The following is a 25,706-nucleotide window of genomic DNA, read 5'->3' on the forward strand; positions in this document are numbered from 1 at the left end:
AGAGACTGCGGAGACTGGTCTGCGGGGCGTTCACATCGATCGCCGGGGCGGTGAGGCGATGCCTCCGCCGCCCCTATTTTGCCGCCACCACCGGAGCATGGCTGCGTTGGTGGACCACCAGTGAGCCAAAGCCCGACAATACGATCAGTGCCAATCCGCAGAGCGAGATGACATCCGGCCAATCGCCAAAGACCACAACGCCCAGCACGGTTGCCGAAATCAGCTGACTGTAGACCAGTGGCGCAATGAGCGAGGCCTCGGCGGTTTTGCTGGCAACCACCAGAATGTAGTTCCCGACCGCCGATCCAAGCGCGCTGATGGCGAGCAGCGCCATGATCGGCCAGCTGAGCGCAGGCAGATCTGCGCTGATCCCGATAGGCGTCAGCAAAAGCGACCCGATCAGCAGTTGCGACATCAGCAACAGGCGCGGGCGATAGCTGCCTGCAACGGTGCGCGTCACGGCCAGATAGGTCCCGTAGCAGCACCCGGCGGCCAGCGCATAAAGCAGACCGAAGCTCGCGCCGAAACCGGGTTTTACGACCAGCATCACACCGATGAACCCCAACCCCAGCAGCAGGCTGCGTTGGAGCGAAGGACGTTCGCCCAAAAACAGCACCGCAATGACATAAGACACGATGGGTCCGACGAAAAACGCGCCAAACACATTGGCGATCGGCTCTGTCTTGAGCGCGGTGAGAATGCAGGAGATGCCACCGGTGACCAACCCGGCGCGCAGCCAGACCCGCCAGTCACGGGCGATGTAGAGCTCGCTCAGACGCATTCCGCTGAGCGGCAGCAGCACCAAAGCCCCAAGCGCAAAGCGCGACCATGCCACCACCACCGGATCAACTCCGCGCGCCGTCAGCAGCTTTCCGGCGGTGTCGCCCATGACCACACAAGTAACGGCAGTGAATACAAGAGCGGCAAGGCGCAGCAGGTCGGTGGTTCTCATGAGGGGCAACTTTATGCAGGGGCGGATGAGAAGGGCCTATCAGGTGCTGCGGGCGCTTCAAAGCGCTCTCTGCGCAATGTTGTGGAGTGTGCGTGCGGAGTTGATGAGGCCGGTCCAAAGGCGCAGACACTCTCAGACCCAGATGAGGCGATTTGATAGCGGATCAGGTAGGTGTCCTGCGCATGAAGGCCAATCGGGTCTTCCGGGAGGATACCAGACCGGTCAGGCGTGCGCGGCGGAGAGATACCTCAATGCGGAGACAGGCGTTGGCAGCAGGCTCGCACTAAGCTGGCCGTGAGCTGTTCAGACTTTGCTGCGGTTGATTGTTGATGCATCATCCAAAATGCTCTTTGATCAAGCAGTGTTTCGAACCGCAATCGCAAAGGTTAACGGCATGATAATAAGGGGTGCATCAGTCGTCATGTCAGTTGCGTGTGCATTTTGCGGGTCAAATGCTCCCGCATGTTCATTTGAGACCGAGACCAGCTTATTCGTTCCAAGCCTTGAGGCCTGGGAACAACATCCCGTCCCAGGTCAACAAGGGCTAGAAGGTGCTTACTGGGAAAAAGTACCGGCGCCCGTGGTTGAGTTGGTTGAAATCACTAGGGGAACTGAGGCACCCGGTGCATCCTGCAACGATGCTGGAACCATCACCCTAAAGGTATCTCTTCCTCCAACGTCTACGTACTCTATAGACGAATTTGGCATATATTTCAGATCGAAGGATGAAATCTTCCCTGATGTTCCACTTGTAGGCGGCGAAAGTGAAGGCTCATCAGAGCTGTTCTTTGCATGGCTTGATGGTCACCCCTCGCAACAAATACCGCTAGAAATTGAAGTTGAGGTTTTCTTTGTGACAGACGGATTGGACATCGGCCCCTCAAGCTTCTTAGTGATCAGATCAGACTGACTTCAACGGCTTCATTGGCCTCAATCCCGCCTTGAACACCCAACGAACACCCGCACGAATGGCGGGTTGCATTTGAGGGCCGTTCACAAAAAAAACACCCCACGACATCTCGCGGGGTGTTTTGATGAGATCTGAGGGATCTTAGCTCTGGCTGTTGTAGAGCGACTCGTAGATCGGGATCAGGGTCTTGTCCTCAAACAGCGAGGACACAGAAGTGCCGTGCCAGATGTTCAGGATCGCTTGGGTGAACAGCGGTGCGGTCGGCAGGATGCGGATGTTGGGTGCATTCAGAACCGCCTCGGAAGGCTGAATGGAATCGGTCAGGACCAGCGATTTCATCACCGAATTGGTCACGCGCTCTACGGCAGGGCCGGACATGACGCCGTGGCTGATGTAGGCGTGGACCTCTTTGGCTCCGTTATCCAGCAACACCTGAGCCGCCTTGCAAAGCGTACCAGCCGTGTCGCACATGTCGTCGACGATCAGGCAGATTTTGCCGGTGACATCGCCGATCACGGTCATCTCGGCAACTTCACCGGGTTTTTCGCGGCGTTTGTCGACGATGGACAGCGGCGCATTGATGCGTTTGGCCAGCTCGCGGGCGCGGGCCACGCCGCCCACATCGGGAGACACCACCATCAGGTCGTCCATGCTGTCCTTGAACTGGGCCTTTACGTCCAGCGCGAAGATCGGGCTGGCATAGAGGTTGTCCACCGGAATGTCGAAAAAGCCCTGAATTTGCGCGGCGTGCAGATCGAGGGTCAGAACCCGCTCAATGCCTGCACCGGTCAGCATATTGGCGACCAGCTTTGCCGAGATCGGCGTGCGGGCCTTGGTGCGGCGATCCTGACGGGCATAGCCGAAGTATGGAATAACCGCTGTAATGCGCTGAGCCGAGGAGCGGCGCAACGCATCAGCGATGATCAGCAGCTCCATCAGATTGTCGTTGGCCGGGTTCGACGTCGGCTGGATGATGAACATATCCTCGCCGCGCACGTTCTCGTAGACTTCGACAAAGATCTCGCCGTCGTTAAAGCGCTCAACACGGGCGCTGACGAGTTCTTGGTCGACGCCGCGATGCATGCTCATGCGGCGCGAGATTGATTTGGCGAGCGGAAGATTGGCGTTCCCAGCTATGAGCTTGGGTTCGTTCAAGGTCGGCATTGGCTGATTATCCCCAGGCAGCAATGTGACAGATTCGTGATATTGAACCCCGCTTAACACGCACATAGTCTCGGGCCTAGTTCTAAGCACGAGGAATTCTCGCCATGACCGCCTCCGCCCCCTCAATCGACTACTATTTTTCCACACTGTCGCCTTTCAGCTACCTTGCCGGGCAACGTCTGGAAGAAATTGCCGCCCGCCATGGCGCGACGGTGACCTATAAGCCGTTTGACATTATGGCGCTGTTTGCGCGCACCGGGGGCACACCGCCCAAGGACCGTCACCCGGCGCGACAGGATTACCGGCTGATCGAGATTGAGCGTCAGTCCAAACGCACCGGCCTGCCGCTTCATCTGAAGCCAGCGCATTGGCCCACCAATGCGGCGCCCTCCTCCTATGCGATCATTGCCGCGCAAAAGGCCGGTGGCGGTGATCTTGGGGCATTGGTGCATGCCACGCTGCGTGCGATCTGGTCCGAGGAGCGCGATATCGCGCAGGATGATGTGGTGAAATCCCTGCTGCAGAGCGCCGGTTTCGACCCCGCGCTGGCGGATAGCGGTTTGCTGACCGGCGCGGAGATCTATGCGCAAAACCTCGAGGATGCGGTGAACGCAGGCGTCTTTGGCGCGCCTTTCTACGTGACGGCAGATGGGGCGAAATTCTGGGGGCAGGACCGGCTGGAGGATCTCGACTGGCACCTTGGAGGGCAGGGCGCGTGAGTCTGGATATGACCTCCCTGCCGCAAGAGGTATACCATCGCAGCTTTGGCACAGGCGCACGCACGGTTCTGGCAGTGCATTGCTCGCTGGCGCATTCGGGTGCGTGGCGGGGGCTGGTGGCGGCGCTGGGCGAAGAACTGGTGAGGGTCGAGGCCTTTGACATGCTCTCGCATGGCAAGAGCCCGGATTGGGACGGGCAGGGGCTTTTGCAACAGCGCAATGCCGAGGCCGGGTTGCTCCTTCTGGAGGCTTTGGTCGCGCGCGCGGGTGGCCCTGTGGATTTGGTCGGGCACTCTTTTGGTGCCACGGTGGCGCTGGCGATGGCGGAGATGCGCCCGGATCTGGTGCGCAGCCTTGTGATGATCGAGCCGGTCCTGTTTGCCGCGGCCCAAGCGCAAAACCCCGAGGCACTGGTTCAGATGCGCGCCGACCATCAGGCGGTGCGCGCCCCTTATGAGGCGGGCGATGTGGAATATGCCACGCGGCTTTTTAACCGTGCATGGGGGACGGGCTATCCCAAATGGCCGGACCTGCCGGAGCGCGCCCGCGCGGCGATGGTGCGATCTTTTCCGGCGGTGATGGACTGTGACAGTCAGGTCTATGATGACGCGGTGGGGCTGCTGGCACCCGGCGCGCTGGAAGCGCTGCCGATGCCGGTGCTGGTGATGCAGGGGGGCGCGACCCAGCCGATCATGTCTGCGGTGACTGAGGCGCTGTCGGCGCGGATGCCGAAGGCGCAGATTGCGGTCATCGAGGGCGCCGGCCATATGGTGCCAGTGACACATCCCGAGGCGGTGGCCGAGGTGATCGGAACCTTTTGGCCCGATGGATGAGCCGCTGCTGATCGGCTTCTGGGGCCGGTCAGCCCCTTAGACCGGTTCCTCAATAATGTAGTCTTCCCATTCCTCCAGCGGCGTGTCGAATTCCGACACGGTCATGCCGCGCACCGAGACCCCGGCGCGGTGCACGCTGTCCGGATCGCCCGTCACCAGCGGGTGCCAGTCGGGCAGGGATTTGCCCTCCCACAGGCGGCGATAGGCGCAGGTCTGCGGCATCCAATAGGCGTGGGTATCAAGGTTTTCGGGCTTCAGCACGATGCATTCGGGGATGAAACTGTGCCGGGTCTCGTAATGGGCGCATTGGCAGGACTGATCGTCCAGCAGACGACAGGCCACGCGCGTCAGCGCCACCTCGCCGGTGTCTTCGTCTTCCAGCTTGTTGAGGCAGCATTTGCCGCAGCCGTCACACAGCGCTTCCCATTCGCGCGGCGAAAGTTTCTTGAGCGGTTTCTTTTCCCAGAACTTCGGTGCAAGCCCGTCCCGGTCGATCTGATTGGTCATATCGGCCCTCTCAGAGCGTTTTGAGGATGGCGCGGGCCTGATCGCAATCGGCCTGCATCTGGGCGATGAAGGGCTCCAGCCCGTCAAAAGTCATCTCCGGGCGCAGATAGTCCACCAGCCCGACGGACAGATGCGCGCCATAAAGGTTGCCCTTGAAATCAAAGAGATAGGTCTCGATGTTGGGTTGTTCGCCGTCAAACATCGGCCGCACCCCGACCGAAGCCGCACCGTGGTAGCTGCCCTTATGAGGGCCGTCGAGCACATCCACCAGCACCGCATAGACGCCAAAAGCAGGTGGGTGCAGCCCGTCGATGGACTGGTTCGCGGTAGGAAAGCCAAGCTCGCGGCCGCGTTGCTCGCCGCCGATCACCTCGCCTTCGATGCGGTGCCAATGGCCGAGCATGGCGGCGGCGTCGCGCGGGCGGCCTTCGCTCAGGGCGGTGCGGATCGCGGTGGAGGACACCGTGTGTTCGGAATATTCCATCAAAGGCGCGATGGTGACGCCAAAGCCCATCTCCTGTCCGAAGCGCTGGAGATCCTCGACGCTGCCCGCGCGGCCCTTGCCAAAGCAGAAATCGGCACCCACCACCACATGCGCCAGCCCCAGACCTTCAAAGATCACCTTGCGGGCAAACTCCTCAGGCGTCAGCGACGACAGCGCGTGGTTGAAATTCAGCTGATAGAGCTTTTCAACGCCGATCTTTTCCAGACGATGCGCGCGCGCCTCTGCCGACATCAGGCGAAAGGGCGGGGCATTGGGGGCAAAGAACGCGCGCGGGTGCGGCTCAAAGGTCATGACACCCAGGGGGGCGTCCGGTGCGGCCTGCCGCGCCAGATCAATGACCGAGCGATGGCCGCGGTGAACGCCATCGAAATTGCCGATCGCGACGGTGGCCCCGCGATCCTGGTCGTCAACAAATTGATAATCACGGATGATGCGCATGGCGTTTCCCTAGCTCTGAGTGGGGGATGGCGCAAGGGTGCTGTGCCCGAGTGACGTTCAGTGAAGGGGATGATGTGGAATTTAGGTATTTGTAAAAAGATGAAGCTCCGCGGCAGATGGGTCTGTGATCATGCATAAGAGCGGTCTTTGTAGGGAACAGTTTCCAGTCGGGCGATCAGATTATTCAGCAGCTTTTCCTCGGCGCGGTTGCGCACGGTGTCGGGGTTCCAGACCAGATAGACATCGACCTCTGGCAGATCCTCGAACGGGGGCACCTGCCACAGCAGCCCGTCGCGCAGGTCGCGGGCCACCACATGTTTGGGCAAGGGACCGATACCAAGGCCTGCCATGATCATGCGCCGCACCTCTTCCAGATTTTCCGATACGCCTGTTACCTGCGTTGCAAGTGCGGCGCGGGCGCGCAGGAGGGTCACGTCCTGCAACGCGTCTTGCAGGCGGTCATTGTCAAACACCACCGCAGCGTGGCCTTTGAGATCATCCAGCGTCAGGTCGCTGCGACCAAACAGCGGATGGCGCGGGCCGCAAAACAGCGCGAATGTTTCGCGGTAGACGGGGATGTAGCGCAGGTTCGGATCTTGTTCGCGCACCAGAGCGAGGGCAAAGCTCACCCGCTTTGCCGCTACCGCAGCGATGGCATCGCCGCTGGTGATCACATCAATGGCGAGGCTTGCCTTTGGGTGCTCGGCGTAGAAATCGCCAATGACCGAATCAAACAGCGGACAGAGCACATGACTGGCCACGGCAATGCGCACATGGCCGCTGATTTCGGGGGCGACGGTGCGCATTAGGGTGGCGAGCCGCAGGATGGAGCCGTTGATGGTCACCGCCTCGCGATAGAGGAGCTCGCCCGCTTCGGTGAGTGCGAAATGTCCCGGCGAACGGTCGATCAGGCGCTGGCCCAGCTGGTCTTCCAGTTTTTTCAGGGCGACCGAAACCGTGGGCTGTTTTAGCCGCAATTGCTCTGCCGCCTCGGTGACAGAGCCGCTCTCAGCGAGCACCACAAAGGTGCGCAATAGGTTCCAGTTCATCTCACGGGTGAGGCGTTCGGGGTCCATGTGGTGCGGGGCCGGTTGGGTTTGTGACATTCTTTTAAAAACAGATCCTTATGGCGATTTTTGTGGGTCGGGTTATTGCGCCAAATCGCCGTGCCGCGTGCCTTCATTATTAAAATCTATGTTGAGATAATCAATTATCTATTTGATCTATTTCAGATCCCTCCGCAGATTTCGCTGAAACACAACGCAGCGCACCCACCCTCGGCAGAAGCGGCAAGAGCCGACAGAGGGGGCATTTGGCCAACGCGCTGCAACGACAACAGGGAACGGAGTTTTTCTCATGCGTAAGTCACTATGGACCACCGCAGCCACGGCGGCTGCTTTCACCCTGTCGCTGGGCGCGGCGGAGGCGGCCGACATGCGACTCAAACTCGCGGGTGTTGTCCCGGTCGAACATTTCGGCAATGACATCCTGAAGCAGATCGAAGCCGATATCGAAGGCGCTGATGTGGGCCTCTCGGTGACGCTGTTTGAGGCCGGGCAGCTTGGTTCTGGCGAAGAACTGTTCGAAGACGCCGCGCGGGGCAACGTCGATCTGGTGCATTCCGTGATCTATGCCCACCGCGACCCGGTGCTGGAGATCAACTCCTTGCCCTATCTGGTGTCGAGCTTTGACGAGATGGAGAATATCTACCTCAACAAAGACAGCGCCTTTAACGCAATCTTTGCCGAACGGCTTGAGGGGCTGGGGCTGAAACTTCTCGCCAATGCGCCCGAAGGGTTTATCGGCGTGGTGGCCGAAACCCTGCCCGAAAACGCAACCACCGTGGGCGACAAGGGCGTCAACATCCGTGTCTGGTCCAGTCAGGTGATCAAGAACACCGTGGAGGCCATGGGCTTTAACGCGACCACAATGAACTGGGGCGAGGTCTTCCCGGCGATCCAGTCCGGCGTGGTGGATGGCGCGATCTGCTGCACCGCGCAGCTGGCCTATAGCGCCTTTGCGACCTCTGATGTGGGCAAGTATTTCATCCCCTATGGCGCGGTGGTCGAGAACACCACCTACTACGCCTCCATGGAGACATGGGAAGAGATGAACGACGAACAGCGCGCCGCCGTGCAGGCCGCGTTTGACAAGGCCGCGCAGAGCTACTTTGCCGAGGCGAAGGCCAATGAAGCGGGCTACATCGATAAGCTCAAGGAAACCGGCTACGAGGTGGTCGAGGTCTCTGACGCCGAGCGTAGCGCCATTGCCGAGACCGTGCGCAAGGACGTCTGGCCGGGGATTGCCGAGATTGTTGGTCAGGATGTGATCGACCGCCTGATGGCCCCCAGCAACTGATCCCAATGATCTGACAGCGCGCAGGCCCCGGCATCCGGGGCCTGTCCTTGATCTCCAGACGGTGACTGCATCATGAAAGACCTGAGCCGGGATTTGCCGCCCGGGCTGGCCAAGCTGGTCCGCATCCTGTTGCGGCTACAAACGATCTACGTGTGCTTTGGCTGTATCGCCATGGCGCTGACCTTCTTCCTCGTGGTGGTGTTCCGATATGGCTTTAACGCCGATCTGTTCGCCTATGAGGAATGGCTGCTGATCATCTGTTTCTGGCTCTATTTCATCGCCGCCGCCATTGGTACCTGGGAGGGGGCGCATGTGAACGCCGATCTCTTGGATTTTGTGATCCTTGATCCCGTCAAACGGCGTGCGCGGGCGATCCTGATCACCGGGATCGAGCTTTTGGTGACCTTGGTGCTGTTTTACTGGTCCACGGTGATGATGATCGAGGAAATCGGCGATTATCCCCGCTATCAGACCACGATTGCCCTGCAAATTCCGTTCTTTGTGCCGCGTGCGGCGATCTTTGTCGGCTTTGGCCTGATGGGGTTCTACAGCGCGCTGCGGCTCTATATTTTCCTGAAACTTCCGGCGGCGCGCTTTGCCGTGCCCGCTGATCGCGACCCTGCTGCAGGAGCCTGACCCCATGATTATCCTCGGCAGTCTTTTGATCCTGTGTGTGCTGCTCCTCATTGGTGTGAGCGTACCTCTGGCCTTTGGGGGCGTTCTGGTCTTTATCGGTGTCTTTGGTGGTCATGACGTGACCGGGTTCATGCCGACCGGGCATTGGAAGATGAACTCCATCGTGCTGCTTGCCATCCCGCTGTTCATCCTCGCCGGTGCCATCATGGAGCGGGGGCGGATCGCGGCCCCGCTGGTTTCCGTGGCGGAGCTTCTGGTGGGGCGCATCCACGGGGGCCTCAGCGCAGCGGCGGTGTTCGCCAGCGGTATCTTCGGCTCGATCTCCGGCTCTGCGGCGGCGACGCTCACCTGCATCGGCTCGATCATGATGCCGCATCTGAAGGCCGCGAATTACCCGCGCGGCCCGGCGGCGGCGCTGATTGTGGCGGCCTGTCCACTGGGGCTTCTGATCCCGCCGTCCTCATCGCAGATCCTTTTTGCCTGGGTTGCGCAGCAATCGGTGCTCAAGTGTTTCCTGTCGACCGTGGTGCCGGGGCTGATCCTGATTACGCTTTTGTGCATCGTGAACTATGTGCTGATGCGCAAGGCGGATCTGAAACTGCTGGAACGCCCCGCAAGCTACCCGCAGGAATTTGTGCGGCGCGGCGGGCGGGCCTTTCCGGCGCTGTTGATGCCGATCATCATTCTGGGTGGCATCTACGGCGGCATCATGACCCCGACCGAGGCCGCAGGCGTGGCAGTGATCTATGCCATTCCGGTGGGCCTGTTCATCTATCGCGGCCTCACGCCCCAGAACATCTGGCCGACCCTGCGCTATGCGGGCACCACCATTGGCGTGGTGATGCTGATGGTCTTTGTGGTGGTGATCGTCAGCCGCTTTCTGGTGTTCGAAGACATCCCCGGCATGGCCAAGGATCTGATCTTTTCGATCTCGGACAACCCGATCGTGATCCTGCTGATGGTCAATCTGGTGATGATCCTTATCGGCATGCTGATGGATGATATTTCGGGGCTGTTGCTGTCGGCGCCGCTCTTGTTGCCCATCGTGCAAAGCGTCGGCATGGACCCGGTGCATTTTGCCGCCGTCCTCGGCGTCAATCTCGGCATGGCCAATATCACGCCGCCCACCGCGCCGCTGTTGTATCTCGGCGCAAAGGTCACCGACACGCCCGTGAGCGAGATGCTGAAGCCCACCTTCATCATGATCGCATTTGCGTGGTTGCCGACGCTGCTGATCACCACCTTTGTGCCAGACGTGGCGCTGTGGCTGCCCAATTTTGTCTTTGGTTGAGGCCACGAGGAGCCCCTATGAAAGCGATCTATGATCCCCGCCAACGCGCCCATAATCCCAGCCAGTTCATGGCTTTGGGCGTGATGAGGCCCAACCCCGAACAACCCGAACGCACCGAGATCCTGCGCAGCGGCGCGGAGGCGGCAGGCTGTACGTTTACCGCGCCCGAGGACGCAGGCCTTGGCCCCATCGCGGCGCTGCATTCGCCGGAATACCTGACCTTCCTGCAAACGATCCATGCCCGCTGGTCCGAGATCGAAGGCGCAGGTCCAGAGGTGATTTCTCATATCAAGCCGGGGGATCGCCGCGACAGCTACCCGCGTTCTGCGCTGGGGCAGGCGGGCTATCATCAGGCAGATACCTCCTGTCCGATCAATGCCGACACTTGGGGCTCTGCCTATTGGTCGGCGCAAACCGCGATCAGCGCCGCCGAGTTGGTGGCGGGGGGTGAGCGCGCCGCCTATGCGCTCTGTCGCCCGCCGGGGCATCACGCTTTTGGCGATATGGCGGGGGGCTTTTGTTTTCTAAATAACTCTGGCATCGCCGCGCAGCTGTTGCGGGATCGGGGCCTCAGGCCGGCAATTCTGGATGTGGACGTGCATCACGGCAATGGCACGCAGGGGCTGTTTTATGATCGCGACGACGTGCTGACGCTCTCGATCCACGCTGACCCTGCGGATTTTTACCCGTTCTTCTGGGGTCACAGTTCTGAGCGCGGCGAGGGCCGGGGGCGGGGCTATAACCTCAACCTGCCGCTGCCGCGTGGCACCGATGATGCGCCGTTCCTGGCAGCACTTCAAACCTGCCTTGACCGGGTGCATGCCTTTGGCGCGGATGTGTTGGTCATTGCACTGGGCCTTGATGCCTCAAAGGATGATCCGTTTCAGGGCTTTCAGGTCACTGGCGACGGGTTTTCGCGCGTCGGTGAGGCGATTGCCCGTGCAGGACTTCCGACGCTTTTTGTGCAAGAGGGCGGTTACATTTCCGACAGTCTCGGCCATAACCTCACCCGTGTGCTTGGCGGATTTACCTCCGCTGCGCGCTGATGCATTTCCTTTCAATCCTCAAACTATAGAGATCTTCCATGAGCGATATCACCTACGCCCACACCACCCAACGCATGAGCCAGATCGTCACCCATGGCGACACCATCTACCTTGCCGGTCAGGTCGGCACCGCCGGGGCCAGCGTGACCCAGCAAACGCAGGACTGCCTTGATAAGATCGACGCGCTGCTGGCCGAGGCTGGCTCTTCCAAAGAGCGCATCCTGCAAGCGACCATCTGGCTCGCGGATATGGCTGATTTTGCCGAGATGAACACCGTGTGGGATGCATGGGTTGCCGAAGGCCGCGCCCCCGCCCGCGCCTGCGGTGAATCCAAGCTGGCAACCCCTGAATACACCGTTGAGATCTTGATCACCGCCGCCAAGGGCTGATCCTTTCGGGCAATATGCGCCCGCATTTTGAAATCAACACGCATGCCCGCGAGGATTGGTGGGCATGCGCCGAAACCTTTGCCTAGAGGAGCCCTCTCTCATGTCCGAAATTCTGGTTCTGGGGGGCGGCATGGTGGGTATCGCAACCGCGCTGGAGTTGCAGGCGCGGGGGCATGCGGTCACGGTTGTTGACCGCAAACCACCCGGACAAGAGACGAGCTATGGCAACGCGGGCCTCATTCAGGCCGAGGCCGCCGAGCCCTATGCGATGCCCCGCGCACTGCCAGAGATTTTGGATATCATATTGGGGCGCAGCAACGATGTGGTGTGGTCGCCGCGCGGGGTCTTCAGCCAATTGCCCGCGCTCTGGCAATACTACCGCTATTCGCACCCCCGTCGCCATCAAGTGCTGTCGCAGCCCAATGCAGAGCTCATTCGCAGCGCCTGCGCCGATCACGACCGCTGGATCACGCTTGCGGGGGCTGAGGATCTGATGGCGCAAGACGGGTATCTGTCGGTGTTTCAGGACGCGGCAGAGTTTGACGCTATGGCGAATGATCTTGACCGGCTGCGGCAAAGTTACGGGATCGACACCGCCACCCTGAGCGGTGCGGACCTCTGTAAAGCGGAGCCTTTGTATCAAACCCCGCCCGCAGGCGCGATCCATTGGCGCGAAGTCTGGAGCTGTGCGGCCCCCGGCGAATTGGTTACGCGATACGCGGAGCTGTTCCAGAGACAAGGCGGTGCCATCCGCATTGGCGATGCCAGCACGCTGCGCCGTGCGGGCCACGCTTGGGAGGTGCAGACCGACACGGAGCAGGTGAGCGGCGAACATGCGGTCATCGCACTTGGGCCGTGGACGCCGCCACTGCTGGCGCAACTGGGCTACCGGGTGCGGATGATCATGAAACACGGCGCGCACCGGATGTACCCAAAGGCCCCAACGCTGCGCCGCCCGATCTTTGATGCCCGCCACGGGGTTGTGCTCTGCAGTATGCGGGGCGGCTTGCGGATGACCTGCGGTGTGGCGCTGGAGGCCTCGGGCCGGGTGCCGGATGTGCGCCAGCTTGATCGCGCGGCCAAGGGGATACCGGCCTATATGGATCTCGGCGCGACAGAGCCGGGGCCGATCTGGCGCGGCACACGGCCCTTCTTGCCAGATATGCTGCCCATGATCGGTGCCGCCCCGCGACATGACCGCCTCTGGTTTCATTTTGGCCATGGCCACCAAGGGTTTACCCTCGGCCCCACAACCGCACGTCATCTCGCCAATCTGATCGACGGCGGTGACAAGGGGCCGGTGGCCGCGTTCCTGCCGGAACACCGCCCCAGTGTTTTAATGTGACGGCTTGGTCGTGACAGCGCAGCCGATCTAGGCGCGTAGCCGTTCGCCTTTGGGATCAAAGGGCGGCTCAGCAAGGATCACCGCCCGGTGGGGGCGGCCCAGCACCATCACCTCTACGTCATCGCCGGGTTGCGCGCCCTTCACATAGCCAAGCGCCAGCGACATGCCGACCGTGTAGCCATAGGTGCCCGAGGTCACCCGGCCAATGCCGTGCCCATCCTTGAAAATAGGCTCGCCCCCCGTTGCATCGGCATTGGAGGCCGACACATCTTGTTCGTTCAGCTGCAACAAAACCAATTCCTCCCGCGCGGGGGTGGCCAATGCGGCCTCGGCGGCAGATTTGTTGAGGAACTTCTTGTCCATCTTGCACAGGGGCTGAAATCCCACCTCATGCGGGAAATACTCGGGGCTGTATTCCCGGCCCCAAGAGCCATAGCCCTTCTCGACACGCAGCGACATCAGGGCGCGGCTTCCCACGGGGCCTGCACCGATGCGGCGGCCTTCGTCGATCAACGCGATATAAAGCTTTTGCTGGTCTTCTGTGGCGCAGTGCAACTCCCAGCCGAGGTCGCCCGTGAAAGAGACACGCAACGCCAATACATTGATCCCCGCCAGCATCAGGCGTTTGCTGCGCATGAAGGGGAATGACGCGGTGTCCAATGAAACATTGGTCATGCGCTGGAGCATCTCGCGCGATTTGGGACCGGCCACGTTAAAGCCGCAGACCTCTTGGGTGAGGCTCTCAAACGATGTGCCCTCGGGCAAAGGCACCGCGCCAAAAAACCGCTTGTGATAGCGCTCCGCCATGCCGGAGCCTATGATCCAGAATTCGTCCTCCGCCAGCCGGGTCACCGTGAAATCCCCGGCAATCCCGCCACGTTTTGAGATCAAGGGCGTGAGGCACGACCGCCCGACCGCCTTGGGCATGCGATTGGCAAAAACCGCGTTCAGCCAGTCCTCGGCACCGGGGCCCTTGCAGTGGTATTTGGCGAAGTTTGAGATATCAATGATGCCCGCCCGTTCGCGCAGCATCTTGCATTCCGCGCCCACCGGTTCCCACCAGTTCTGCCGGGTGAAGCCATTGGTGTCCTCGGTGCCGGGCTGATCCGCGAACCACAGGGGATGCTCCCAGCCCGCATTAAGACCAAAAACCGCGCCCATCTCGCGCTGCATCTCGTAGATCGGGCGGGTGCGGGCAGGGCGGCCCGCACTGCGTTCCTCATTGGGGAAATGAATCGCAAAACGATGTGCGTATTGATCCTGCACCCGCGCCTTGGTGAAGTCCTTGGTGGCCCAGTCGTCAAAGCGCGCCACGTCCCAGCCGAACATATCGTATTGGGTTTCTCCCTCGATCATCCACTGCGCCGCCATCAGCCCCATGCCGCCCGACTGCGAGAAACCGGGGATGATGCCGTTGCAGCAAAAATAGCCCTGCAGTTCCGGCACTGGACCAAACAGCACATTCGCATCCGGTGACCAGATCATCGGCCCGTTGATGACCCGTTTGATGCCTGCTTCGCCCACCACCGGCACGCGCTCAATGGCGTTCATCATGTTTTCCTCGATGCGCTCCAGATCATCGGGGAACAGGTCATGGGCAAAATCGAGCGGCGTGCCGTCCTCGGCCCAGAACTTCATCGCCTTTTCATAGGCGCCGACCAGTAGCCCCTGACCTTCCTGACGCAGGTAATACTCGCCGTCGCGGTCCGACACAGAGGGCAGGCGCCGGTCCATCTCCGCCACCTCCGCGATGGTCTCCGTGACGAAATACTGATGCTCGGTGGGCTGCAACGGCAGATCAAGGCCCGCCAGCTTGGCGACCTCGCGCCCCCAGAGCCCCGCCGCATTCACCACCCATTCTGTATGAATGTCGCCTTTCGGCGTCTTCACAATCCACGTACCGTCTGGCTGTTGTTCGGTGGCGGTGACAGGCGTGAAACGATGGATTTCCGCGCCGCGTTGGCGCGCCCCGGTGGCATAGGCCTGCGTCACGCCCGAGGGGTCCACATTGCCGCCATCAGGTTCATACATCACGCAGCGGATGCCCTCAAAATTCACCAGCGGATTGAGCGCCTGCGCTTCAGCGATGGAGATCTCATAGAAATTCATCCCATAGAGCTTGGCCTTGGCCGCCTGCAGGCGCAGCTGGTGTTCGCGCGCTTCGGTCTGCGCCAGATAAAGCGAGCCGGGCTGAAACACCCCGCAGCCCTGACCGGTTTCCTTCTCCAGTTCCTTATAGAGGGTCATGGTGTAGTGCTGGATGCGCGAGATATTGGTGCTGTCATGGAGGCCGTGAATATTGGCCGCCGCATGCCATGTGGAGCCGGAGGTCAACTCGTCGCGCTCAAGCAGCACCACATCGGACCAGCCGAGTTTGGTCAGGTGGTAGAGGATCGAACACCCAATGACCCCGCCGCCGATCACCACGGCCTTGGCTTTTGTACGCATGATGGGCTGCCTTTGCTTTGCTGCTGTAAAACGGGCTTTGAGCAAAGTGTTCCACCGCCGCCCGGCGTCAGGCAACCTAGATTATTCTCATCTTCGCATGAGGTGAAGTAAACCGAAACGCAAAGGCCCCCGCGCCGGTGGGGTCGCTGCGCTGCGCAAAAACGCTTAACCGGGCTGACCCCGTTTTCAACGTCCTGACCCTAGAGTTCATGAACGATGGGCGGTGTCGTGCAGACGGATTTGGCGATGTCGACCACATGGCGGTGATGGGTCAGGTAGATTGCTTGGCCACGCCCACCAATGGTTTCCATAACACGGCAGGCAGCACTGGTGCGTGCCTCGTCAAAGGTTTCGAAAATATCATCGCAGAAAAACGGCAGCGTCGTGCCTTGGGCCACGAGCTGTTCATGCGCTGCGGCGCGTAGCGCCAGATAGAGCTGAAACCGGGTGCCCTTTGACATCTCATCTGCTCTCTTGCTGACGCCATGTTTGTCGACGGCCAGCAAAACCTCGCTATCCTTATCGATCTGGGTGCTGAGGGACGGATAAGCCCCTTGTGTCAGACTGGCAAAACACTGCTCGGTTGCCGTGAGCATCCCGCTGCGGTGGCTGTCGCGGTAGCGTCGGATCGCATCCGAGGCGAGGTGGTGGCCCAAGGAAAGCTCAAGGTGCTTTACTGCGGTCTCTTCGAGTTGCAGTTCCAGCGTTGCCTTCTGTTCGACCAAAGTGGCAATCGCATCGTCTCCCTTGATCTCGGCAAGAGCATGTTCGGCGGTGACGCGCTCTTGGATCGCACGGGTCAGCTGTTCTTCGGCATGCGCGAGGTCGGAGGCGTTGCTGTCCAGCGTTGCGTCCAGTTCTGCAACCGAGGTCTCTGCAAGTTGCGCTCTCGCGGTGTCGATATCATCGGTGTGCAGTTCGGAGCGCACTTGGCGGGTGAGGGCGTCCAATCTGGCGCGGTTCTCGATGATCTGCTGCGCGCGGGTTGCGACCTCGCGCAGAGCGTCGATATCCTGCAGTGCCTCAGGGGTCGGGAAGACCGACGCGATGGCCGCGACCTCCTGATCAATGGCGTCCTGCCTGCTCTTGTGATCGGCTCTGTCCGCCTTGGCGGTCTCAAGCGCATGATCGAGGCTGTCTCGTTTCTCTTGGGTCGCCCGCGCATGTTCTGCCAGAGCCTTGAGCGCGGCATATGTTTCGGCTGCTGTCGCCTGTGGGGGCAGGTCGTGGGCGCGGGCCAATGCGGCCACTTCCTCGGCGAATTGCGATTGATCCGTCTGCATGGTCACGACCCGGCGGGCCGCGCCAGCGCGGGTTTTCTCATGTTCGCGCAATGCGCGCAGTGGCTCTAACGAGGCCATGAGGCGTTCGGGCGCAAACCCTGCGCCAAGAAGGTTCTGAACCAGCGTCTGCCACGCCTGCTCTGCATCCTCTTTTGCGTGTTGTGCTTGTGTGTGGCGCGCCTCGCGCTGGGCCAGATCCCGTTGTGCCTGTTGCTGGGCGTCCTGGGCCTTGGTGCGAACCTCAGCTTGTTTGCGCTCTTCTTCAGTCAGGCGGCGTGCGGTGGTCAGGGCGGTGTTCAGATCAGCCGGAGCAAAGGGCAGGACGGCGGCAAGCTCTGCCATCAGGGCCTCCGCCCGCCGCAGTGCCGATTGATGAGCCTCCTGTGTCTCGCGAAGGGTGCGCGCGTCTTCGCTGGCAATCTCGTGGAGCTGCACCCACTCCAGCCACTCGGCAGGTGAAAGAGGAGCGGCGAGCCCCACCTGAGCCGCTGCCGCGTGGACGTTCCGCTCAATATCGCTGCACGCGTCTTGCAGGCCGGTGATGCGCACCTGCGCTTGCGCTGCGCGTGCACGGGCCTCGGCCTCCGCCTGCCGGATCTCACGCAATTGCGCCAATTCGCGGGACTGGGTCAATCGCGCGTCGGCGGCGGTATCGTGCAGTTGCATCGCTGTGTGAAAACCGCTGGCGGTGCTTGGAGTCAAGGCCGCAAGATGCTCTGCCCACCGGGTATCCCGCTGCAGGCGCAACTCTTCCGCCTCGCTGTCAGAAACGACCTTTGCATCCTCTGTCAGCACACGGGCCTGCGCCGCGCGCGCTTCTGCGTCCTCTTGGTGTGCGTCGCGCTTTTCCTGTGTCGCACGCAGCTCACGCAGCACCTCTTGGTGGCGTTCGGACCAGAGTACGGCCTGCGGACGTGAGCAGGGGCAAGCGGGCAAGCTGTCAAATGAAACACCCGCAAAAGACAGTGCCGAGAGGGACCGGCCTGCCTTGATCTTCGCGGTCTCAATGGCTTGCAGCGCTGTGGCATGGGCGGGGGCAAGGCTCTCTGCATCGAAGCGGAGCAGGATATCCCCGACCAGAGGGGCCGGATCAGCCACGGGCTGGCCGTTCTGCAGGGCTTGGTTTGCGGCATTCACCCGGTCTTGCAGGTCAGCGACTTCGCGCGCCTCGGCTTCTGCGGTGGCACTGGCGGCGCGCAGGGTCTCTCTGACCGTTTCCAGCTCCGCAATATCGGCGCTGGATAGAACAAGGTCCTGCAAATCCGCGTCTGGCGATACGATGCCAAGATCCCGCGCCGCCTGCCGCATCGCCGCCTCAGCCGCTTGCTGTTCGTCCTGCCGTCTGCCGAGGTCAAGCCGTGCGGTGCGGTCGCGTGCGGCCAGATCCTCAAGCGCCTGCAAGGCACCCGCAAGCTCAAGCCCTGCCGGCGCAACCGAGAGGCGGGCGCGCTCTTCCTGAAGGGTGGCAATCTCGTCGCGCAGCCGCGCGATATTCTGTGTGGCGACACCGCGATCACTGCGCAGTTCGATCAGGCGTTCAGGATTGAAATCAAGGTGTGTGGGGTAGCTCGCCCATGGCGCAATGGCCTGTTCCAGCTCGGTAATTTCCGCCACCAGCGGCAAGGCACGCCGCTGTGCCTCGGTCCGGGCCTTGGCGGTGTTCAACGCATTGCGGGTCTCACGCGCGCTCAGTTCAGCGTCCTGCGCTTTTGCGAGGTCGCGTTTCAGGGCCTTCCACGCGCTGGCTGTAACGTCGCGCGCCTTTATGTCCTTGTCGACCTCCGCCAAGGCGCGTTTCAGCTCGGCCATACGGGTGGTGCTTGCGCGCTTTTTCCAGAGCGCATCAGCCCGTTCGCGGATGCCATCCAACACACTGCTGAGGTCCGCGACGCCCGCGGCGGCGGAAAAGAGCAGACGCCCGATGTCACCTTCGGCGTTTGCGATCTCCTCGCCGCCGCGTTCGATCGTCTCGTCATCAAGGCAAAGGAGGCGGCGATAGTCCAACTCCGACAGGCCCGCCAGATGCGCAGAGAGGGCCGCTTCTGGCACTGCGGTCCCGGTCTCATCCACCAATGCCCCGCTGCGGGAGGGCAGGCGGGTGAAATTGCGCAACGCCCCCTCTATCTCTAATGTGGCGGAAATTTGCAGGTTCTTGCGCGGGTGCCGGAAGGCATAACTCTCGCGCATCGGAAAACCGTAAAACAGCCGCAAGACCGCTTCCATAGTGGTGGTTTTACCCGCCTCGTTGGGGCCGTAGATGATGTGAAAATCATGCCCGTCGCGCCCAGATCCAAAATCATACTGCCGGTTGGTGAAATGGCCAAAACGGTCCAGAGAAAGCCGTTGGATCCGCATCAGTTTTCCACTCCCTTCATCTGCGCCAGCACAAGATCGGCGCCCGCTTGGGTCAGCCGGTCGATCAGGGCGTCGCGGGCGGCTTCATCCGCCATCAGCTTGTCGCGCAGGGCAGCAGGCAGATCCTGCAGGACGGTTTCCACCTCAGCGCGGGCATGGTCAGCAAACCCCGGCTCGGTGCGGATGGTTGCCATTGTCGCGGCCAGCTCATCTGCGGCGCTGCTGGTGCGCTCGTCCGTGTTTGGCGGCGAGAAGGCGAACAGCAGCTTGTCGATCCAGAGGCTGCCTTGGCTCTGGGCAAGCTCTTCCAGCTGTTCGATCCAGACATCGCGGTCCCTGAGGAATTGCCAATGGCGGGCAGGGTGACCGGTCAGCGTCAGGCGCAGGACACCCTGAGGTGCCGAGAGCGCGTTTCGCGTCGCGGTCAGATGGTCCTTCAGCAGTGCCCGCAGTGCCTCATCGCTATCGGCATCGGTGACGTCCAGTTCGGTCTGGACAAATTCGACAACGGATGTGGGCACTTCGCTGATCTCGATGTGCCCACCATCGATTGTCAGCAGGGTGGCGGATTTTGGACCCGCCTCGCCAATGTCGCGTCCTTGGGGAATGCCGGGCATCACCACCCATGGCGCGCTGGAATGGACCTGCCGCTTGTGGATGTGACCAAGCGCCCAGTAATCAAACCCCATGCCCGCCAGCTCCGTGACGCTGCAGGGGGCGTATTCATCGTGACCTGCCGCCCCACCAAGAGAGCTGTGCAGCATGGCGATGTTCACCGCCCCCGACACCGGAGATTTGAAGCGCGGCAATAGGCTGTCGGGTGCGTGGCGATCCGCAAAGCTGACCCCGTGTATCCAGACATCTTCGGTCAGTTGATATTTGCCACCCCGCGCATCAAACACATGAACATGGCCGGGCAGGTCGAGCGTGCCGGTGATCGGGTTCTCCGCGTCATGGTTGCCCTTGATGTAGAAGGCCTTGATCCCGGCCTCGCCGAGGCGATCCAGTTCCGCCAACAAGAACGCGCCCGTGCGTGCGGTGCGTTCCTTTCCGTCAAAGAGATCCCCGGCGATCAACAACGCCGCCACCTCTTCGGAAATCGCGCGGTCAATCAACTGGCTGAAAGCAGACCGCGACGCCGCCGCGATGGTGTCACGCAAGCCGGTGTTTCTCAGGGCAAGTGATCGCAGTGGTGAATCTAGATGAACGTCGGCGGTATGAAGGATTTTTATCAAGTGGGTCCCCTTATCGGGGCCGAATGAACCAAGATTTCAACTGCAAAACAATAGCGAAAGCCGTTCTCAGCCAGTGCCCGCCGCGATTGGCCCCGCGCCTAAGGCTCCAGCGGCCATGCGCGGCCATAGGCCACAAGGCGTCGGTTCAGCTCATGGGCGCGGGAAATTCCGGTTTCCAACGCAAAAACAAAGGCCTGCGTGAGAAAGAAACAGGCGGCATCCACATCGCCTTCTCTTTCTTTGCTGTCAGCAGCAATCGCGTAAAGCTCGACCAGTTGTTCCAGGTCGTGATGGGCATGGGCCGCAAGGATCGCTGCATGGAGCGCTGCGGCCTCCTGCGGGGAGATCTGCGTCCACTCTGCGTTCATGACGCGCGCCCGGCCTCGATTTGGGTGGCGACCCAGTGATGGAAGTTATGCGTCGGCCCGTCCATCGCAGGCGAAAACCGCCCGCCGTCAAACATCGGCCCATGGCGGCCCTTTTGCATGCCCTCAACAACGAAGATGTCTTCTTCAAAGACGGTCTTCCACAGTTGCGCGTTCTGGTGGCGCAGCGGGTCGAGTTCCGGCGTCTCGGCGCTGGATTTTGCGTAATAAAGCTCAATATGCTCGACCGTTTGCTCGCAATGCCGAGGTTCCAGCACGATGGCAAAGGTATGATCGCGCTGCACGCCCAAGAGGACGTTGGGATAAACGGCAACATATTCACCGCCGGTCGTCCATTTGTCGCTGAGCGCGTCGAAATCGGGGAAAACCTCGCCTTCGGCGCCGCGCAACTGGCGATAAACCAGCGTGCCTTGGCCCGAGTATTTTCCGGGTGATTCAATGTTGTAGTGATCTTCCAGCCGGGAATAGCTGTTAAGGCCCGGATGCACCCACGGCAGATGGTAGCTCTCGCAATAGTTCTCAACGGCGAGCTTCCAATTGGTGTTGACCTCAAGCTTCAACGAGCTTTCCGGCCCGCCGTGATGCAGGGGGCGGTCAAACTCCTGCCAGCGGTCCAAGAGCTCTGCATGCACCTCCTCAAAAGGTGCCGCCTTGCCGTCGATATTCACAAAAATCACATCCTGCCAGACATGTGCGCGAAAGGAGACAAGGCCCAGCTCCGCCATCTTCACGTCCTCATGGGTGTTTTGCCCCACACCGCCCACATGGGGTGCGGCGCGCAGCTGGCCTTTGAGGCTGTAACACCAGCTGTGGTAGGGACAGCGAATGGTGCCACGGATGTTTTTTGCCTCCTCCACAAGGATCATCCCGCGGTGGCGGCAGGTGTTCTGATAGACATGAATGGCCCCGTCCTGATCGCGCACCAACAACAGCGGCACGCCGAGGAAATCCACGGGCTTGGCATCGCCCGGTTCGGGAATGTCCTTGCCAAAGCCCACACCGGACCAACTGGCAAACAGCACCGAGGCGCGTTCCTCGGCAAAAACCACCGGGTCAATATAATGGGCATTGGGCAGCCCATTCGCCCGGTTGACCGAAGTCATGACAGACTGAAGCATGCTTGGCTTGTTCATCAGGCTCTCCTGCGAACTGACGTGGCAAGGATATTCCGTCGAGGATGAGACGCGGGGGGGATGCCCTCAATATCAGAAAATCTCACTCACAGGTTAGCTTGGTTCATCCGTGATCTGGCTGGCCTCTGAGATGATCCAGTCGCGTAGCATCCGCGCGCTGGGCGTCAGTTCCTCTTCGGGTTTGCTGACCAGAAAGAACCGCTCCGGTGCGGATAGGACATGTGGCGGGATCACATGCAAATCGCCCCGGTCGGTGAGGGGCGAAATCAGCCGCTCCCATCCAAGCGTCAGCCCGGCCCCGTCGCGCGCGGCCTGAAGCGCGATGGAGTAGTTATTGACCCGAATGCCCGAGGCCACCGGGCCGCTGTAGCCAAGCTGGCGGAACCAATCGTGCCATTTGGTCCAGCTGATGTCGTCGCCCTCCAAGTGGATCAGCCGTTGCCGGGCCAGCAGGTCAAGGTCCGCCCCCGCCAGTTCTGCGGCTTTTTCCGGTGCGGCGACGGGCAGCAACCGGTCGCGATAAAGCGGAAACTGATCGAGCCGCTGATCCTTTTCGCGCCCATACCAGATATAAAGATCCATCTCGGCAGAGGTGGTAAAGGCGCGGTCGCGCACCACTTGGTTGATGTTGATCTCCGGGTGGTCGCGCCAGAACCGGATCACCGCAGGCGACAGCCACATCGAGGCCATTGCCGTGGTCGACCCCACCGTGACCACGCCCGCGCTGCCTTGGTCGCGGATCGCCTGCAAGCTTTGGGAGACTTTGGTGAGCGAGGCGGCCAGCGTGTCATAGAGCGTCTGCCCCGGCGGCGTCAGCTCCACCCCACGATGTTTGCGTCGAAACAGGGCCACACCCAATTCGCCCTCCAGCGCCTTCACCTGATGGCTGACCGCGCCGGGGGTCACCGACAGCTCCTTGGCGGCCTGTTTAAAGCTCAGATGCCGCGCCGCCGCTTCAAAAGCGGTGAGCGTTGTCAGAGGCGGCAGGTTATAATGGCGGCGAGACATACATGCGTGCTCATGGCTAGGGTCTTGCAACTATGGGCCGCAAGCCGCCACTTGGCGAGAGGCTTCCCGACAAAAGGCCAGTTACTACCGACATTTGGGTCTGGTGTTTCGCCGCAACCGCTGGCAGTCATATGCCATGACAAACAGCCCTTCATCTGCTCCGGTCCCCACAGGGGATAAGCAATGGCCCAAGGTCGCAACTGCCGGGTTTGACGGCGTGGTGGTGCGCTTTGCCGACAGTCTGAGCGAACCCGCCAACCGCGCCGCCCTTGCGTTTCGCGCCGCGGTCGAGGCGGCTGGCTGGGCGGCAATCGAGGAAACCTCCACCTCGCTGGTCTCGACCTATCTGCGGTTTGACCCGCTGGGATGTGCCCATGACGCGATGATGGCGCAGGTTCGGGCATTGCTGAAAACGCGCGATTGGTATGGCGCAACATTGCCGCAGGGGCGCAGGCTTTGGCGGGTGCCGACGGTCTTTGGCACCGATCTCGCCCCCCAGCTTGAGGAGGCCGCCGCGCGTGCGGGGCTGACTGCAGATGAGGCAATCCAGCAGATTGCGCAGACCCGGCTGCGGGTGCAGACCATCGGCTTTGCCCCCGGTCAGCCCTACCTGGGCGAGCTGCCACCTGCCTTTGATATTCCGCGCCAGACCGAGCTCACGCCGCAGGTGCCCGAGGGTGCGGTGGTGGTGGCGATCCGCCAGATCGTCCTGTTTTCTGTCACCACCCCCACTGGCTGGCGTCACATCGGCCAGACTCGCTTTCGCCTGTTCCGCCCCGACGCGCCAGAGCCATTTGTGCTGCGCCCCGGCGATGAGGTGCTGTTTGAGCCGATCTCGCCCGAGCGCTACGCCGCCCTTGACGATGCGGGCGCAGATGGTGGTGCCACATCCGAGGTGCTGGCATGAGCGCGCGTCTGATTATTCACCGCGCGGGGCCGGGCCTCAGCGTGCAGGACCTTGGCCGCAGCGGCTATCTGGTGTTTGGTCTGTCGCGTGGCGGGGCAGCGGATCGGCTGGCCCTCTACGAGGGGGCGGCACTTTTGGGGCACGACCCCGGCACGGCGGCGATTGAAATGGCCGGGCTTGGCGGCACGTTTGAGGTCACGCATGACACCCGTATTGCCCTCACCGGCGCGCCCATGGGGGCGACACTTCAGGATGGTACGGTGCTGCGCTGGAACGCCAGCCACCTGCTGCCCGCGGGCGTGCACCTGACCATCGGCGCGGTGCGGGCGGGCTCTTACGGCTATCTGCACCTTGGCGGTGGCATCGCAAGCGAATTGCAGCTTGGCGCGCGTAGTGCGCATCTCGCGTCAGGCCTTGGCGCGCGACTTACAGATGGCACCGAGCTGCCCTTGGGCCGTGATGCAGGTGGTGCGGTCAATATGACGCTTGAGCCGGAACCCCGTCTGGAGGGCGGCCGTTTGCGCATGGTGCCAAGCCTTCAGACCGGCCTTTTTGGCGATGCAGAGGTGGCCCGCTTCCAGGAGGTCCGGTTCAGCCGCGACAGCCGCGCCAATCGCATGGGTGTGCGGCTCTTGCCGGAGGGGCAGGGGTTTGCGCTTGAGGGGGGCTTGAGTGTCCTGTCTGAGGTGATCGCGCCCGGCGACATTCAGGTCACGGGCGATGGCACGCCTTATGTTTTGATGAGCGAATGCCAGACCACCGGCGGCTATCCCCGCATCGGCTCGGTGCTGCCCTGCGATATGCCGCGTGTGGCGCAGGCGCAGGCGGGGGCTGAGTTCCGGTTCACGCTGGTTTCACTGGACGAGGCCATAGAGCTGGAGCGCCGCGCCTTGGCGGATCTGGAGCGACTGCCGTCACGCCTTGCGCCGCTGTTGCGCGACCCGGCCAGCATGCGCGATCTTTTGTCCTATCAACTCGTGGGCGGTGTCACCGCTGGCCGTGAGCTGGATGAGGGACTGTAAACCAAAGACCGAGGAGGGCCATGCCCCATGACATCTACCGTTGATCTGAATGCCGACATGGGCGAGAGCTTTGGCCCTTGGGTGATGGGGCGCGATGCTGAGGTGTTGGACGTCGTGACCTCGGCCAATGTGGCCTGCGGTGTGCATGCGGGCGATTGGGATGTGATGGCGCGCACCATGGCCGATGCGGTGGCGCGCGGCGTTGGCATTGGCGCGCATCCGGGCTTTCCCGATCTGCAGGGATTTGGCCGCCGCAAGCTGCACCTGCCGCATGAGAGCCTGGCCAATCTGGTGCAATATCAGGTGGGGGCGGCGCAAGCGATGGCAGAGGCCGCCGGGGGCAAGGTGCGTCACCTGAAACTGCACGGGGCCATGGCCAATATGGCTGCAGCCGATCATGACATGGCGCGCGCCTGTTATGAGGCTGCCCTGCGGGTGGCACCGGAGATCATCATCATGGTGATGGCGGGCACGCAGCAACAGGCCGCAGCCGAGACCTTGGGCTGCAATGTCGCTTGCGAGATCTTTGCCGACCGCGCCTATAACGCCGATGCAACCCTTGTGGATCGCGCGCTGCCGGGGGCGGTGATCCACGATGCGGATCGCGCCGGGCAGCGGATCACCCAGATGGTGAAAGAGGGTGCGATTCTGGCCGAGGACGGAAGCCGTATTCCGGCGCGCATCGACACCATTTGCCTGCACGGCGACACGCCCGAAGCGCTGGACATCGCGCGCGCGGTGCGTCGCCAGCTTGAGGCGGCGGGCGTCACCTTGCAGCAGTTCGATGGCAAGCCGCTCTGATCAGGCGCTGATCTGGGCCTGATTTGGGCAGGCTG

General features: G+C 61.6%; 23 protein-coding genes. 12 read left to right on the forward strand and 11 right to left on the reverse strand.

The window, feature by feature from the left end; all coding sequences use genetic code 11:
* Positions 1-73: 73 nt before the first annotated feature.
* A complete protein-coding gene (locus QNI81_RS03530; protein ID WP_283967382.1) occupies positions 74-952 on the reverse strand; it encodes a DMT family transporter in 879 nt (292 codons plus the stop codon).
* 343 nt (positions 953-1,295) lie between these two features.
* On the opposite strand from QNI81_RS03530, the gene QNI81_RS03535 reads away from it, so the two are divergent.
* Positions 1,296-1,862 carry a hypothetical protein gene (locus QNI81_RS03535; RefSeq protein ID WP_283967383.1) on the forward strand — a complete coding sequence of 189 codons (567 nt, stop codon included), beginning with the start codon at positions 1,296-1,298 and terminating at the stop codon, positions 1,860-1,862.
* Between the two features lie 141 nt (positions 1,863-2,003).
* Here the strand turns inward: QNI81_RS03535 and QNI81_RS03540 are convergent, their stop codons facing one another.
* Positions 2,004-3,026, reverse strand: coding sequence for a ribose-phosphate pyrophosphokinase (locus tag QNI81_RS03540; RefSeq protein WP_110365708.1), 1,023 nt, complete (start codon positions 3,024-3,026; stop codon positions 2,004-2,006).
* A gap of 104 nt (positions 3,027-3,130) precedes the next feature.
* Here QNI81_RS03540 and QNI81_RS03545 point away from each other — a divergent pair, with 104 nt between their 5' ends.
* Positions 3,131-3,745 carry a 2-hydroxychromene-2-carboxylate isomerase gene (locus QNI81_RS03545; RefSeq protein ID WP_114961496.1) on the forward strand — a complete coding sequence of 205 codons (615 nt, stop codon included), beginning with the start codon at positions 3,131-3,133 and terminating at the stop codon, positions 3,743-3,745.
* Positions 3,746-3,753: 8 nt separating this feature from the next.
* Positions 3,754-4,578, forward strand: a complete 825-nt coding sequence (locus QNI81_RS03550) for an alpha/beta fold hydrolase (RefSeq protein ID WP_283967384.1) — start codon at positions 3,754-3,756, stop codon at positions 4,576-4,578.
* Between the two features lie 36 nt (positions 4,579-4,614).
* On the opposite strand, the gene QNI81_RS03555 is transcribed toward QNI81_RS03550, so the two are convergent.
* The 3 genes from QNI81_RS03555 to QNI81_RS03565 all read right to left on the reverse strand — a co-directional run bounded on the left by QNI81_RS03555 (position 4,615) and on the right by QNI81_RS03565 (position 7,134).
* The gene (locus tag QNI81_RS03555; protein WP_065332545.1) at positions 4,615-5,085 is read right to left on the reverse strand and encodes a YcgN family cysteine cluster protein; all 471 of its coding nucleotides are present in this window, start codon (positions 5,083-5,085) and stop codon (positions 4,615-4,617) included.
* A 10-nt stretch (positions 5,086-5,095) separates the two neighbouring features.
* A complete protein-coding gene (locus QNI81_RS03560) occupies positions 5,096-6,028 on the reverse strand; it encodes a bifunctional riboflavin kinase/FAD synthetase (protein WP_283967385.1) in 933 nt (310 codons plus the stop codon).
* A 128-nt stretch (positions 6,029-6,156) separates the two neighbouring features.
* The gene (locus QNI81_RS03565) at positions 6,157-7,134 is read right to left on the reverse strand and encodes a LysR family transcriptional regulator (RefSeq protein WP_283967386.1); all 978 of its coding nucleotides are present in this window, start codon (positions 7,132-7,134) and stop codon (positions 6,157-6,159) included.
* Between the two features lie 250 nt (positions 7,135-7,384).
* On the opposite strand from QNI81_RS03565, the gene dctP reads away from it, so the two are divergent.
* The 6 genes from dctP (at position 7,385) to QNI81_RS03595 (ending at position 13,093) form a co-directional block, all read left to right on the forward strand.
* Positions 7,385-8,386 carry a TRAP transporter substrate-binding protein DctP gene (dctP, locus tag QNI81_RS03570; protein WP_065322751.1) on the forward strand — a complete coding sequence of 334 codons (1,002 nt, stop codon included), beginning with the start codon at positions 7,385-7,387 and terminating at the stop codon, positions 8,384-8,386.
* Positions 8,387-8,458: 72 nt separating this feature from the next.
* Complete coding sequence (locus tag QNI81_RS03575) at positions 8,459-9,022, forward strand: TRAP transporter small permease (protein ID WP_283967387.1); 564 nt, start codon at positions 8,459-8,461, stop codon at positions 9,020-9,022.
* A 4-nt stretch (positions 9,023-9,026) separates the two neighbouring features.
* The gene (locus QNI81_RS03580; protein ID WP_283967388.1) at positions 9,027-10,313 is read left to right on the forward strand and encodes a TRAP transporter large permease; all 1,287 of its coding nucleotides are present in this window, start codon (positions 9,027-9,029) and stop codon (positions 10,311-10,313) included.
* Positions 10,314-10,330: 17 nt separating this feature from the next.
* Positions 10,331-11,359: a histone deacetylase family protein gene (locus QNI81_RS03585; protein WP_283967389.1), complete on the forward strand. Its 1,029-nt coding sequence runs from the start codon at positions 10,331-10,333 to the stop codon at positions 11,357-11,359.
* Between the two features lie 38 nt (positions 11,360-11,397).
* Positions 11,398-11,748, forward strand: coding sequence for a RidA family protein (locus QNI81_RS03590; RefSeq protein ID WP_283967390.1), 351 nt, complete (start codon positions 11,398-11,400; stop codon positions 11,746-11,748).
* Between the two features lie 100 nt (positions 11,749-11,848).
* Positions 11,849-13,093 (forward strand): NAD(P)/FAD-dependent oxidoreductase, encoded by a 1,245-nt coding sequence (locus tag QNI81_RS03595; protein WP_283967391.1) that lies wholly within the window; start codon positions 11,849-11,851, stop codon positions 13,091-13,093.
* Between the two features lie 27 nt (positions 13,094-13,120).
* Here the strand turns inward: QNI81_RS03595 and QNI81_RS03600 are convergent, their stop codons facing one another.
* From QNI81_RS03600 to QNI81_RS03625, 6 genes are all read right to left on the reverse strand, one after another.
* Positions 13,121-15,541: a GcvT family protein gene (locus tag QNI81_RS03600; RefSeq protein ID WP_283967392.1), complete on the reverse strand. Its 2,421-nt coding sequence runs from the start codon at positions 15,539-15,541 to the stop codon at positions 13,121-13,123.
* Positions 15,542-15,741: 200 nt separating this feature from the next.
* Positions 15,742-19,179, reverse strand: coding sequence for an ATP-binding protein (locus QNI81_RS03605; protein WP_283967393.1), 3,438 nt, complete (start codon positions 19,177-19,179; stop codon positions 15,742-15,744).
* The gene (locus QNI81_RS03610; protein WP_283967394.1) at positions 19,179-20,414 is read right to left on the reverse strand and encodes a metallophosphoesterase family protein; all 1,236 of its coding nucleotides are present in this window, start codon (positions 20,412-20,414) and stop codon (positions 19,179-19,181) included. The genes QNI81_RS03605 and QNI81_RS03610 overlap by 1 nt, the downstream gene beginning before the upstream one ends.
* Before the next feature lie 98 nt (positions 20,415-20,512).
* Positions 20,513-20,782, reverse strand: a complete 270-nt coding sequence (locus QNI81_RS03615; protein WP_009176724.1) for a hypothetical protein — start codon at positions 20,780-20,782, stop codon at positions 20,513-20,515.
* A complete protein-coding gene (locus QNI81_RS03620) occupies positions 20,779-21,933 on the reverse strand; it encodes an aromatic ring-hydroxylating oxygenase subunit alpha (RefSeq protein ID WP_283967395.1) in 1,155 nt (384 codons plus the stop codon). Before QNI81_RS03620 ends, QNI81_RS03615 begins: the two co-directional genes overlap by 4 nt.
* A 93-nt stretch (positions 21,934-22,026) precedes the next feature.
* Entirely contained in the window at positions 22,027-22,941 is a 915-nt protein-coding gene (locus QNI81_RS03625; protein WP_283967396.1) for a LysR substrate-binding domain-containing protein, read from the reverse strand.
* Positions 22,942-23,077: 136 nt separating this feature from the next.
* Here QNI81_RS03625 and QNI81_RS03630 point away from each other — a divergent pair, with 136 nt between their 5' ends.
* The 3 genes from QNI81_RS03630 to QNI81_RS03640 are packed head-to-tail and all read left to right on the forward strand — an operon-like array spanning position 23,078 to position 25,671.
* Entirely contained in the window at positions 23,078-23,848 is a 771-nt protein-coding gene (locus QNI81_RS03630; protein ID WP_283967397.1) for a 5-oxoprolinase subunit B family protein, read from the forward strand.
* Entirely contained in the window at positions 23,845-24,870 is a 1,026-nt protein-coding gene (locus tag QNI81_RS03635) for a 5-oxoprolinase subunit C family protein (protein ID WP_283967398.1), read from the forward strand. Before QNI81_RS03630 ends, QNI81_RS03635 begins: the two co-directional genes overlap by 4 nt.
* A 27-nt stretch (positions 24,871-24,897) precedes the next feature.
* Positions 24,898-25,671: a LamB/YcsF family protein gene (locus QNI81_RS03640; protein ID WP_283967399.1), complete on the forward strand. Its 774-nt coding sequence runs from the start codon at positions 24,898-24,900 to the stop codon at positions 25,669-25,671.
* Positions 25,672-25,706 lie beyond the last annotated feature (35 nt).

It is taken from the genome of Tritonibacter sp. AK171 (assembly GCF_030127025.1).
Classification (GTDB): Bacteria; Pseudomonadota; Alphaproteobacteria; order Rhodobacterales; family Rhodobacteraceae; genus Epibacterium; species Epibacterium mobile.